The following is a 13,090-nucleotide window of genomic DNA, read 5'->3' as shown; positions in this document are numbered from 1 at the left end:
AACACTTGATTGAGTAATTTAATACATGAATATCCATGGCCCATTGACTGCTAATCAGGTAGCTAGTGGGGGGCCACCGGGAATTACTACAGGTCTGCGTTCGTGATCGTATTTTGCACGTCTGGCAGTAAACTCAGCCGTGAGGTATTCTCCCAGATAAATAGAGCCTTTGATGGCATCTCCGGTAACCTTACCGGAAAAAAGGAAAGTGATAGAATCTCCAGATGCGCGTTGCCTGCTGCTCAGTTTTACCACATCGTTTTCCACCATACCTACCACATCCTGCATACTAAAGTCAGCTTTATGCGTTCCCTGCACCCAGTTACCATCCTGCTCCAGGAACAGCGCATGCTTACTTGTGCTGGTAAAATATTTAACTTCTACTTCCCAGTGTCCGCTCACATCCGCTTTTGCCGCGGCAAGATCAGTTTTTCTGGGACCTCTTTGTTGAGAAAGTACGCCATAAATACGATCAGCGACTACTTTCACATTTTCTTCCCTCATCTGGTTGGGCGTAATATTGACTGAGGTCATACCATCCTCATTACGACTGCCAATGGCTACCCGGGGTTTATTTCTGGCCAGTTCTTCTGCCAGTTCGTCTCCGGTGATATGTAATTGATCAGGGTCCCAGCTGAGATGCAGTACCGGAGCATGGTTAGAGAGACCGCTTGGTTCAGTAACATGGCTAGTCACACCCTCAATTTTGGTCACCTTCCTGGCGATTTCATCCAGCCAGGAGAGCCAGGTATTCCATTCCTCTTTGTGGTCTCTGATAGTCCAGGCTTCTACAGCAGCCAGCATGCCCAGCATTTCTTCTTTACCTACCTTATTATCCCGTCCCGGACCATGGTGGGGAGAGCTGGCCTGCCAGGCCGACATCAGCAGGTCTTTGTCTCCTATCAGCAAGCCTGCGCATTGGGGACCGCAAAGGGCTTTTCCCCCACTGTAAGCGACCACTGTGGCACCTTTTTCCAGATGTACGCAGGGAATGGTAAGATCTTCAGCGGCTGCATCCGCTAAGATGGGTACGTTTTTAGGTTGGGCGATGCTGGCGATTACTTCCAGCGAAAGTGGCTGGCCGGTTTCTGAATTTCTTCCGGTCATGATATAGATCATGGCAGTCCTTTCATTGATGGCTTTTTCCAGTTCTTCAGGTGTTTCTACCTCAATGACTTTTACCCCTACATTTCTTACGGCATGATCATACACATTGCGGGAATAGCGGGGAATGATCACTTCTGTTTTCTCAAAACCTGTAAGGTCAGGGATACGCACCAGCTTTTCGGGATTTCCTCCGGTAACACAAGCTGCGGTGACATGCTTAAGCCCGGCGGCGCAGCCGGAGGAAACCATACCCCAGGGAGATTTGGTAATTTCTCCCAGTCGCTTGCCTATACCATAGGCCAGTTCATCATACTGTACAAAATACCCGGAAGCGGCTTCCATGGCTTCCAGTACTTCCGGTCTTTCAATAGAGCCACCGATAATGGTGAAGGTACCCCGGCAGTTGACTATTGTATCTACTCCTATGGAATTGTAGATATTCTGTTTGGCTTTTTCTGAGCCAAGTGATGAAAGTATGCTAGGGGAAGCAGAAGCTTTAAGCATGGACTCATGGGGGAGCACTCCCCCTACCAATGGTAAAACTGAAAGTTGCTTGATAATTTCTCGGCGATTCATGGTAGTGATTGATAGATTAGGTTAGATAGAAGTAAGTATGAAGACTTATTTACATTAAATTAAAAACTAGTTTCAGTCTTCAAGACTGAAATCATGAATGAGGGCAAAGTCTCTAGCCCCGCACATTAAAAATTAATATTGCTCTCCGCTTACCCTAGGTCAAGTGTTCTCACATTTTGCTTTGCGGTTGAAATTCCATTTTGTGCGACACAAACCTGGGAATCAAGCTTATTAATTTTTAATTTGCTACCCTACAGACTTTGCTTCATTTATCCACTTCAATTAAAAACTGAAGAGAGTATCTTGCTACAAAGCAATGATTTAAACTAATAGTGTCTCCTTACTTATGATTTTTATTTTTAAGAAGACACATTTTACTCAAATCATAGCTAAAAATGAAATTCAAGCCTGTTATAATTTTTCTAATGTCCTTCCATCCAATGCTTCCTTAATCACCATATACTGTCCTACTTATGCCTTTTCTATCCAAAAAATAGCTACCAGGCCTCTTACATCTAAGCACCTGAAATATTCTGCCCTTATGAATTGATACTCGTTGGGATGACTTCTCTCTTAGTCTGAATAGCTGAAAATATCTAACTTTCAAAGCCTAATAAAAAGGATGGTTATTGCTAGCCTTAAGCGCAATAATAAAAAAAGAGTGCTTTGCCTGCATCAGGCATGGGATTACTTTTTAGAACAGGCTATTGATACGTAATCCTAAGATTGCGTAGGAGCAAGTTTGGCTAAAGAGATACAAATACCTTAATCATTTTCACTTGGCAGGAAGCCTTTCAAGTGAACACTATCCTACCGGAGCGGTTCAAACCTTACAGTTTGTATGCTCATTTTTTAAACTTAACCTATTGAATACGCTTAAAAAAGTTATTTACTACAGTGTAGCCTGTCTAAGCGTGCTATTGATTGGAGCCACATTACTCTCATTACTGTATGATGTAAATGTGTGGTGGATTAAGGCGCTTGACTTCCCCCGACTACAGTTTTTAATGCTAGGATTGGGATGCCTACTCATCTTAGCCATACTGAATTATCGCTGGTCGTTCTGGCCTGTTGCTTTGATAGTCGGCGTTACATTTACCATTGGATTGCAGCTATACTTTATACTTCCTTATACTCCACTGGCTAAAAAAACCGTTGTGTCCGTTGATTCCTCGGAAACGGTCTCGGATAATAAGGTAAAATTGCTGATCGCTAATGTGTACATGCATAATCAGCAAGACACGTCTTTTTTAAATATAGTTGAACGGATAAACCCTGATATGGTATTGGTGATGGAAACTAACCAATGGTGGATACAGGCACTTCACCCCCTCCATAGTCAGTATACTTACCACCACGAATATCCTACTGACAATACTTACGGTATGGCACTCTACTCCCGCTTTCCTTTGGTAAATATGCAAACTAAATTTTTACATCATGAGGATGTGCCTTCCTTCCATACTGATGTACAGTTACCCAGCGGGCAGTACTTTCGTTTCCACGGTGTACACCCGGTACCCCCTGTACACAGCAAGCATCCGGATAACAAGGGAGAAAAGGAGTTTGCCTTGCTAAAAGTAGGACAAATGGTTGTGCAAAACGACTCTCCCGCCCTAGTGGCAGGTGACTTTAATGATGTGGCCTGGTCTAATACCTCCCGACTTTTTCAATCAAGAGGAGCGCTAGAAGATGTACGGGTGGGCCGAGGTTTGTACAATTCATTTAATGCCCAGTCTGCGATATTTCGCTGGCCCCTTGATCATGTGTACGTGACTGATGATTTCAAATTCATCCGCCTGGCGCGCCTGGGCGAGTTTGGTTCCGATCATTTCCCAATCTATGTAGAACTGGTGCTGAGCTCAGCAGAATGATGCTCTTACTTTTTTCTGTTTAAGACTTACCCACTTTTCGCAGTAAAATTCGTTTGCTGATGCATTCAACTGCCAATTTTAAACATTGCATAAGTTCTGAACCTTCGGTATAGTCTACCTGCAGTAAGTTATCCACCTTTTGGTTCTTTTTCAGCTTGTCGTTTTCTTTCCATGCAGCAGAATTATCTTTGGCAAGTCCAATTGCAAAGCCTCCCTTTTCATGCAGAAGAGAAAAAGCCGGGCGGTCGCTGGAGCCATCACCCACGTAAATGATCTGCGTAAAAGGGATGTACATATCTTCTTCATCCACATGCTGATGCGTATCAGCCGGAACATTAGGACCATCAGTGCCGGTTCCTTTGGCCAGCTGCTGGATATATTCTCTTTTTTCCTCGTGCGTAATGATATGTTTGATAAATATGAGTTCATCATCCTCATTGAAGGCATAGGCACCTCCCCAGATTTCTTTAAACTCATGAGCGATAGAAGTTGCCTGCGGAACTTCTACAAAACCGGCAGTAAGTAAGTAAAACTCCAGGTCAATACTCTCGTGAGGGCAGAAACTGCGTAATCGGTCAAATAGTGTATCTACTCCATCATAAAGCGCTAATTCTTCTCCCACAGATTGAAACATCTCTCGGGTAATTGTAGGGCTGGAGGCCTGGCTGTATTTGATCCATGAATATGCCCGGGCCAGAATTTTCTCCCACCCCTCATTGAGCAAATGCTTCACAAAATCTTCCCGCTCCTCACCATCAATGCCCGTTTTTTCCAGCATACTGAGGTGTGTAGGGGGAGCAAGTGTCTCGTCAAAATCAAAAACAACAGCAATCTTCTCTTTTAAGGGTAAAGTAACATCTGTCATAAATCGTCATGGGTTTGAGTCAACTTCACAACGCCTAAGCAGACAATATGTTAAGCCTACACTCATGAATGGATTATCCTGTATTGTAAGTAAGCTCTGAGTTGATCATAGAAAAGGGCTCGGGATGAGCCCTTTCTCAAACCTTAAAAAAATCAATATAGATTGCTTAGCAAGTACTGGATATATTATGATGTTTACTCAAATTCAGCTGGGTTGCGATGATCACCGAAGCGGCCACCTGAGCGCTTCAGCGGAATCTGCATACCTCCGGTTCCCTCCAGCCAGTCATATACTTCAGTGGTAAGCAGCTCTATCAACTCCTGATGGTCTTCACTGCCGTATAGGTTATGCATCTCGTAAGGGTCTTCCTGCAGATCATAAAACTCATTGGTATCCCATACACCATGATAGCGGATCAACTTATAACGGTCGGTGCGTACACCATGCATGGTTGGCGTTTGCGGAAAAGCATTTTCCCAATAATATTCATAAAAGATACGGTCTCTCCAGTCCACTTCTTCTCCTTTCAGTATCGGCATGATTGACTGTCCCTGCATCTGTTCGGGTTTCTTTACACCGGCCAGTTCCAGAATGGTAGGCGCCACATCTATATTCTGTATCATCTTATCAATCACCTGATTGCCTTCCAGCACTTCAGGATACCTCACCAGGAAAGGTACTTTTACCGATTCTTCGTAAAAATGGCGTTTGTCAATCAGGCCATGCTCTCCGAAAGAAAAGCCATTATCTCCCATGTAGATCACCAACGTGGATTCGGCCAGTCCCTGCTCTTCCAGATAATCCAGCACTGCGCCTACACTTTCATCTACGCCCAGTAAGGTCTCGCAATATCTTTTGTAGAAAGTCTCAAAATCCATACTACCGTGGTACATATAATCCACCCCGTGCCAGCTCTCACGCTGCATCTTCTGCCAGTCAGGGGTTCTGAATTCTCCGTAATATTCTTCTCCGCTGGCTGGTTTAACAAAAGCACCAGCCTTAGCAGCTCTTTCGTCCAGAAAGCCCTGAGGATAATCTACTTTCTCTTCAAGATTATTGGTGGTACCGGTGTAACGAGGTAAACCGTAAGGATTGCTCTTTCCTTTGACAGGCTGGGCCGAAGTATAAAAAGAGGGGGGTAGCATTATTTTCTCATTCTCGTACTTACCCATATGGCGCTGAGCAGGCATAAATTCAGCATGAACTGCTTTATGAGAGAGATAGAGGAAGAAAGGCTTTTCTTCTTCTCTGTTTTTCAACCATTCCACTGCATGCTCGGTCAGCAGATCGGTGATGTAGGTAGAGTCGCCATAGCTTTTTCTTTCGCCATTGATGTTGAGCGTAGGATTATAGTAAACGCCCTGCCCCTTGAAGCTCTCCCAGTGGTCAAAGCCGGGACGAGGATCATCTTCATCACCTCCCATATGCCATTTGCCAAAAAAGCTGGTCTGATAACCTGCTTCCTGCAAATACTGAGGAAAGTAAACCAGGTCTTCAGGAGCGGGAGCGGAGTTATCCACCACAGTATGGGTGTGAGAAAACTGGCCGGTAAGGATCGATGCCCGGCTGGGAGAACAAAGCGAAGTGGTTACAAAAGTATTGGGAAAATAAGCGCCTTCTGATGCAAGTCGGTCCATATTGGGCGTTTCCAGCCAGGGCACCTTACCCGTAAAACCCATAAAATCAAAACGGTGATCATCACTCAGAATAAAAATCACATTTTTAGGTTGAGCATTGGGAATTCGCTCAATCGTTAATTCTTGTCCGCCTGATTGAGCCCATAAAGTAGGCAGACAAAAGAATAGGCAGCATGTCAATAAAAAAATACGATTCATAAGTTTGTCTATAAGTTAGGTTGTATCAATTTTTCAATATAAGCATTATTTCTGCATGTCCTCTGCGCGACTTTTGGGCATAGGAGCCTGATTCTCTTCTAACCATACTTCCAGTTGCGCTTGCAGCCTATCGCGTACTTCAGCCTGTTCATTGGCAATATTGTATTGCTCGCTCATATCCTGATTGAGATTATAAAGTTCAAGCCGATTCGTTTCATAAAACTTCAGCAACTTCCAGGTCCCCTGACGGATTACACTTACCGGACCGGTACGCCAGGGATTATTGGGGTAGCCCGGAAAATGCCAGTAAAGAGACTGACGTTCTAGGTTAGCCTCAGGATTTTGGAACAGAGGAAGCAGGCTAAGCCCATCCAGCAGGTAGTTCTCTTGCTTTTCAAGCCCTGCTGCCTCCAGAAAGGTAGGATAAAAATCAATGCCAATGACGGGTTCTTCAGTCTGCGCTCCTGCATCAATCACTTTCGGCCAGCGAATGATCAAAGGCACTCTTATCCCACCCTCGTAAAAGTTGGCTTTGCCTCCCTTCAAAGGAGCATTGTCGGTGATGTTATCTTTGGCGTGGTTGAGGTAATCATAACTACCTACTCCCCCATTGTCAGAATAAAAGATGAAAATGGTGTTTTCGGCCACTCCAAGCTCATCCAATCTATGCATCAACTTTCCTACGTTCTGATCCAGTGATTCTATCATGGCAGCGTAAGCTGGGTTATTATGTCCAGCTTTACCTTTTTTCTTGCTGTACTTTTCAACCAAGTCTTCTGGGGCCTGTAAGGGAGTATGAGGGGTGTAATAAGTCAACTGTAGGTAAAATGGCTGATTTTGGTGCCCTTCAATAAATTCTGTTGCCTTCCGGGTAAGATAGTCGGTCAGGTATTCACCCTCCTTTGCGTCCTCAATATAAGGGTTATTGTTCGGCTGAAAGTATCCACCCTCCCAACCTCCGGGATTGCCCATATTATAGCCTCCGATATTGATATCAAAACCTTGCTGTTCAGGACCAGTAGTGGGAGAATCACCGATATGCCACTTCCCGATAAGCGCAGTAGTATACCCGCCTACTTTCAGCGCCTCCGCTATCGTAATCTTATCAGCAGGGAGTTCATGCGCGTTGGGAGCCGATATCATTTTACCCGAAGGAGAGTTACCGACATGATAAATCGGCTGGTGCGGATAATACTGCCCGCTGATCAGCGCTGCTCGGGTGGGTGAGCAGTTGGCAGCATTGGTATAAGCCTGAGTAAATTTCATACCCTCCTGCGCCAGCCTGTCAATATTGGGTGTTTCGTAGTACTGACGATTCAAAGGATCAAAGCAGTTGATGTCAGCCCAGCCTAAATCATCGGCCAGTACAAAAATGATGTTGGGCTGCACATTGGCAGGCTGCTGGGCTTTAGCTGAAAAAGTGAACAGCAGTAGCCCGATTAGCACTGTTGCAATGCTCAGTTGAAAGGTCACTTCTACTTTTTTAAGTATAAGCATTCTCTTGTGTAGTTTGTCTAATGACTCCTGTAACATCCAGGGTAAAGCAATACCCAATATGTTATATTTTTTTAGCTCAACAAAGAGAAAATCATACAAAGCACTGATTATCAATTATTTAATTTTATACAATGTGTGTGAGGTTAGACTGATCTTTTATCTTCATAGACACTAGCCTGATTACCTGGCAAGCTGATAGTTTCTTATCCATTGCCTGCTTTTTTTTCAGCAGCTCTTTTCAAAAAGCGCTACTCAATTCTTTATAGTTTGTGTCAGGCGTAGCTAACTCCTCGTTTGGTGCTGGGTTGAAATGTTAAGCTCACGAGCATGGGGGGATATCCTCTAATTTCAGTTTTTCAATATAATCCCCGATTATTGGAGCTTCAAAAAAATTAAATCAGCCCTATGCCTCAAATGCATCAGAAAAAACCTCTAAGGTTCATTTACATACTCCTGCCCTTAATTTTCCTCACGGTTCTCATCACCTACGGGCTGGTGCTTCGCCCTCAGTTTTACGGACTTTCTCCCTTTCCCCTGGAAATCGTTTTTCTGCTGGCTGCCATATTTACCATAGGCGAACTGATGCTGCTGGGATTTCCCTGGGAAGACATACAAAAAGCCTTCATCGCCAAGCTCGCTCAGGGTTTTCCGGTTGTACTTATCCTCTTTGCCATCGGTATTATTATTGGCACCTGGATTGTCAGCGGTACCATTCCCATGCTGATTTACTACGGCATCAAACTGATTGACCCCAGCTATCTGTATATTCTGGCTTTCTTTACCCCCATCATCTTCTCTATGCTCACCGGTACTTCCTGGGGTTCGGTGGGTACCATAGGCGCGGTGGTCATGGGCGTAGCCATGGCGGTGGATGCCAACCTGGGCATCACTGCCGGAGCGATCATTGGAGGCGCTTACTTCGGCGATAAGCTTTCTCCCCTCTCCGATACCACCAATATGGCGGCGCTGGCTACGGAAATTCCTTTGTACGCCCACATTCGCTCCATGTTGTATTCTACAGTGCCATCTGCCATCATCGCCGGAATAATCTATTTTATATTAGGTTTCTTCTATCCTCCTGCCAAGACTGATATTTCCGATCCGCAGATTACCCAAACGCTGGATACCATCAGCAGTATGTTTAATTTTAATATACTCCTGCTCCTTCCTCCGCTCATCGTTCTCTATGGCTCTATCCGCAGAATCGCGACCCTGCCCACGCTGCTTACTTCTTCCTTAGTAGCCTGCCTGCTGGCCTTTATTTTCCAGCCGTATTCGGGGGGCGACATATTACTGGCTGCCTACACGGGCTTTGATGTGCAGATGGCTGACTGGCTGCCAGGCATGCCTGCTAATATGGCAGCGCTGTTTAACCGGGGCGGACTGTATGCGCTCAACGAGCCTATCATCTTTTCCATCATGGTGCTGATCTTTATCGGAGCCATGGACATGATTGAGGTCATGCCTACCATTGTGGACAAGGTTTTTGGCTTTACTCGCACCCGCCCTTCGGTAGTCATCTCTTCGCTATTGGCGACTGCGGTGACCAATGCCATCACTTCCAATCAGAACGCAACCAGTTTCATCATCGGGGATGCCTTTAAATCCCGCTACGATAAGTTTAGGATTCCGCGAAAAGTACTATCACGCTCTATTGAGGATTACGGTACCATGATAGAAAGTATCATTCCCTGGACAGCTACCAGCATTTTTATGGTTTCTACACTGGGCGTACCTTTTGGAGAATACTGGCACTGGCAATTGATGTCGCTGGTCAACCTGGTGGTAGCTCCGGTACTGGCCATCACGGGTATAGGCTGTTTTTATGGAGACAAAACTTCTGACAAAGAACACAATCAGCAGATAGAAACAGAGATTATTCAAGAGAACTAAACACTTTGTTGAGCGCAAAAGGCAGAACCCTATGACTATGGACAAACGTTTAACCAGACCCTGAAATAAATTCAGGGTAAACATTCAACCTATCTAACACATTCAGCAACAGCACTAACAAAATAAAAAATATGGAAGAGAAACTATCTTTAGAAACGCTTTTAATGCACTATGGAGAAGAGAGGAGTAAGTACGAGGGTGCGGTAGTACCTCCGATCTTTCAAAACTCCCTTTTCACCTTTGAGAGCTGGGAAGCTATTGACCAGGCTTACGAAGACCGAACCAGTCACTTTATCTATTCCAGGGGTAAAAACCCTACCACACTTATTGCTGAACGTAAACTGGCACTGCTGGCCGGAGCCGAAAAAACGCAACTCTTTCCTTCCGGCATGGGGGCAATCTCAGCAGCCATCCTCCACTGCATCAATGCAGGAGATCATGTGATTGCCATCAAAAATATCTATGGCCCGGCCAATAATCTGCTAACCAATTATCTCACCAAAAAGATGGGCATAGAAGTGACTTTCGTGGCAGGTGACAAGGTGGAGGATTTTGAGCATGCCATTCGTGACAAGACCCGTTTGATCTATCTGGAAAGCCCTTCTTCGGCGGTGTTCAGCCTGCAAGACCTCAAGGCAGTTGCGGATTTGGCAAGGTCCCGAAATATTCGCACCATCATTGACAATACCTGGGCTACGCCTATCTTCCAGCCTGCACTGGCGATGGGCATTGACATGGAGGTACATTCCTGCTCCAAATATATTGGCGGACACAGTGATGTTGTGGCTGGCGTGATCATGGGAAAAGCAGAAGATATAGACTCTATCGCTACCCGGGAGTATGAGTGGCTGGGTGCCAAAATGGCTCCTTTTGAAGCCTGGCTAATACTACGCAGCCTGCGTACCCTACCTATGCGTTTGCGGCTGCATCAGGAAAACGGCTTGCAGGTGGCTGCTTTCCTTGACAAACACCCCAAAATACGCTTGGTACGCTACCCCGGACTGGAAAGCTTTCCACAGTATGATTTGGGTAAGAAGCAGATGAAAGGTTATACTGGACTGATGAGTTTTCAGCTGGCTACCGAAGATCTGGACAGCATCAAAGCCTTCGTCAACAGCCTGAAGCTTTTCAAAATCGGCGTAAGCTGGGGAGGACATGAAAGCCTCATTTACGCGCCTGCCATTAGTTACCTGAAGGAGCTGAGTCCTGAACAGTTTGGTGCTATGGGCATTTCCCTGGGGGATATGCGTATCTCGGTGGGGCTGGAGAACGCTCAGGACCTGATCCATGATCTGGATACAGCCCTGAAAGTGATACAGTGATTATATGCGGTAATAAAAGTAAATAGCCCTCTAACTTACTTTATTAAAGGGCTATTGTTTTCTTTTGCTACTGAAGGTCCGCCAAAGGTTTCTTCAATTTCATCTCACCTTTTCAGCTTACTTTCCTTCATACAACCATACCGACATGGGGCTGATGTCTCTGTGGCTCCAGGAATAGTAAGGGATGAGTTGTACGTCCATTTTTTCACTTTCAGCGTTTACCCAGCCTTTTCCAGTGAGCACTGTTACGCCATGTAGCAGGTCTTTTTTGTACTCTACGCTGAAAGGTGATTGGCTATCCAGATGAATATCCATGGCATGACCCTTATTGTCTACGCCTTCGGCACAGTACACCAAGGGTCCTCTTTCAACCGCTACTTTTCCTCTATTGGCGGTTACTTTTTCATGGCTTTTTACTGTCTTGACTTCCATCGGGAACTGTATATCCAGCTGATCTCCTTTTTTCCACTCACCTTCCACAACAGCATAGCCGTTCTTTTTGCTAAATATATAATCTTTACCATTGACTTTGATCGTAGCTTTTTTGTTGGACTTTTTTGTAAAAGTATACAGGTCGCTGGGTACGGCTTCATTTTCTGACCAACCCGGAATCCTGATCATCAGGTTCGCTTTGACCGGCTGTTCATTATTGATTTTAATACTGATATCGCCCTCCCAGGGATAATTGGTTACCTGTTCCAGCACGAGTTGCTGGTCGTTGACCTCCACCTCAGTCTGGTTATTCATAAAGAGGTTGACATAGACATCTTCATCATCCACCGCATATACATAGCCTCCTACCGAGGGTACAAAGCGGGAAAGATTGGAAGGACAGCAGGAACAGTCAAACCACTCGCTACGGCAAACCGCTCCCTGATTAAAGGTGGATTCTCCGTTAAATTCCAGGGGGTTGGGATAAAAAAATGTCTCCCCTTCCATTGAAAGACCAGCGATCAAGCCATTATAGAGCGTACGCTCTAACACATCTATATATTTGGCGTCTCCGTGCAGTAAAAACATGCGATGATTCCAGTACACATTAGCAATGGCCGCGCAGGTTTCCGCATAAGCGTCATTGGGCAGAGCGTAAGCCACATCAAAGCCTTCTATGCCATTGCCAGCACCCAGCCCTCCGGTTACGTACATTTTTTTGCTGACAATATTTTCCCACAATTTATCGGAAGCCTCCAGATAAGCCTTATCTCCCATGATGGCAGCGATGTCCGCCATAGAAGAATACATATACGCTGCCCTTACGGAATGTCCCAGTGCTTCTTCCTGCTCCGTCACAGGCTTGTGGTCCTGAGAATAAAGGGCATAAGTTGCTAAATGCTCACCTTCATTCTCATAAGTGCGTAAACCTTTGCCCCTTCTGTCTAAAAACAACTTGGCAAGTTTCAGGTACTTTTCATTTCCGGTAACTCTATAAAGTTTTACTAAGCCAATTTCAATTTCCTGATGCCCGGGATAATAGGTTTTGCCTTCCTCTACACAAAGCTGGTAGACCAAATCCGCATTGCGGATGGCAATGTTGAGAAAATCATCTTTTCCGGTAGCTCTGTAGTGGGCCACCGCTGCCTCATACATATGTCCGGCATTATAAAGTTCGTGGCTCATGCGGGAACCTTCAAAACGTCCGGCAGGATCGTAGGAGCAGCAGATAAAGTCGTTGTACTCATTGGCTTTGAGCGTCCAGGAAGTATAGAGATAGCCATCATCTTCCTGAGCTGCTTCCAGGTAGGAGACTAGCTTATCCAGATAAGCTTCCATCTCCGGGTTTTCTTTGAGCATCAGGCTATAGGCTGCTCCTTCCATAATTTTGTACACATCGGAATCGTCAAAGCCGAAGTCTCCTTCAAATTTGCCTTCTTTCAATCCACCGGCGTAGATGAAGTTGTTGATTCTGCCGGTCTCCTCACATTTCTGAAAAGCATAGGGAATGGTCACATCCGAAACGGTGTTCAGTCGGTCTCTCCAGAAGCCTTCGGTAAGGTAGACTTCCGTAAAATCTACAGGCTGGATGGGGTAATCCGACATTTGAGCCTGTACATTCGCAGTGGGCAAAAAGGAAAGCCAACATAAGCTCAGGACAATCATTTTTGGTATTGATTTCATAGCAAT

8 protein-coding genes are annotated in these 13,090 nt (G+C 45.3%); 3 read left to right on the top strand and 5 right to left on the bottom strand.

Annotated elements, in window-relative coordinates; translation table 11 throughout:
• Positions 1-54 precede the first annotated feature (54 nt).
• Entirely contained in the window at positions 55-1,683 is a 1,629-nt protein-coding gene (locus WJR50_RS15750) for an aminotransferase class V-fold PLP-dependent enzyme (protein WP_341294265.1), read from the bottom strand.
• A gap of 779 nt (positions 1,684-2,462) precedes the next feature.
• Here WJR50_RS15750 and WJR50_RS15745 point away from each other — a divergent pair.
• Positions 2,463-3,557 (top strand): endonuclease/exonuclease/phosphatase family protein, encoded by a 1,095-nt coding sequence (locus WJR50_RS15745; RefSeq protein ID WP_341294264.1) that lies wholly within the window; start codon positions 2,463-2,465, stop codon positions 3,555-3,557.
• A gap of 19 nt (positions 3,558-3,576) precedes the next feature.
• Here the strand turns inward: WJR50_RS15745 and WJR50_RS15740 are convergent, their stop codons facing one another.
• The 3 genes from WJR50_RS15740 to WJR50_RS15730 form a co-directional block, all read right to left on the bottom strand.
• Positions 3,577-4,422, bottom strand: a complete 846-nt coding sequence (locus tag WJR50_RS15740) for an HAD family hydrolase (protein ID WP_341294263.1) — start codon at positions 4,420-4,422, stop codon at positions 3,577-3,579.
• A gap of 194 nt (positions 4,423-4,616) precedes the next feature.
• The gene (locus tag WJR50_RS15735) at positions 4,617-6,257 is read right to left on the bottom strand and encodes a sulfatase family protein (protein ID WP_341294262.1); all 1,641 of its coding nucleotides are present in this window, start codon (positions 6,255-6,257) and stop codon (positions 4,617-4,619) included.
• A 45-nt stretch (positions 6,258-6,302) separates the two neighbouring features.
• Positions 6,303-7,754, bottom strand: coding sequence for a sulfatase (locus tag WJR50_RS15730; protein WP_341294261.1), 1,452 nt, complete (start codon positions 7,752-7,754; stop codon positions 6,303-6,305).
• 414 nt (positions 7,755-8,168) lie between these two features.
• Here WJR50_RS15730 and WJR50_RS15725 point away from each other — a divergent pair, with 414 nt between their 5' ends.
• Entirely contained in the window at positions 8,169-9,647 is a 1,479-nt protein-coding gene (locus tag WJR50_RS15725; protein WP_341294260.1) for a Na+/H+ antiporter NhaC family protein, read from the top strand.
• Positions 9,648-9,778: 131 nt separating this feature from the next.
• Entirely contained in the window at positions 9,779-10,969 is a 1,191-nt protein-coding gene (locus WJR50_RS15720; protein ID WP_341294259.1) for a trans-sulfuration enzyme family protein, read from the top strand.
• 117 nt (positions 10,970-11,086) lie between these two features.
• Here WJR50_RS15720 and WJR50_RS15715 read toward each other — a convergent pair whose 3' ends face one another.
• Positions 11,087-13,084: a glycoside hydrolase family 127 protein gene (locus WJR50_RS15715; protein ID WP_341294258.1), complete on the bottom strand. Its 1,998-nt coding sequence runs from the start codon at positions 13,082-13,084 to the stop codon at positions 11,087-11,089.
• Positions 13,085-13,090: the final 6 nt, after the last annotated feature.

This window comes from Catalinimonas locisalis (assembly GCF_038039535.1).
GTDB lineage: Bacteria > Bacteroidota > Bacteroidia > Cytophagales > Cyclobacteriaceae > Catalinimonas.
The sequence above is the reverse complement of the archived record's forward strand: the minus strand, read 5'-3'. Positions and strand labels throughout refer to the sequence as shown.

What these genes read in the sequence shown, in the direction of transcription:
- WJR50_RS15750 (WP_341294265.1), bottom strand. Translation starts at nt 1,683, where the DNA reads ATGAATCGCCGAGAAATTATCAAGCAACTTTCAGTTTTACCATTGGTA.
- WJR50_RS15740 (WP_341294263.1), bottom strand. Translation starts at nt 4,422, where the DNA reads ATGACAGATGTTACTTTACCCTTAAAAGAGAAGATTGCTGTTGTTTTT.
- WJR50_RS15735 (WP_341294262.1), bottom strand. Translation starts at nt 6,257, where the DNA reads ATGAATCGTATTTTTTTATTGACATGCTGCCTATTCTTTTGTCTGCCT.
- WJR50_RS15730 (WP_341294261.1), bottom strand. Translation starts at nt 7,754, where the DNA reads ATGCTTATACTTAAAAAAGTAGAAGTGACCTTTCAACTGAGCATTGCA.
- WJR50_RS15725 (WP_341294260.1), top strand. Translation starts at nt 8,169, where the DNA reads ATGCATCAGAAAAAACCTCTAAGGTTCATTTACATACTCCTGCCCTTA.
- WJR50_RS15720 (WP_341294259.1), top strand. Translation starts at nt 9,779, where the DNA reads ATGGAAGAGAAACTATCTTTAGAAACGCTTTTAATGCACTATGGAGAA.
- WJR50_RS15715 (WP_341294258.1), bottom strand. Translation starts at nt 13,084, where the DNA reads ATGAAATCAATACCAAAAATGATTGTCCTGAGCTTATGTTGGCTTTCC.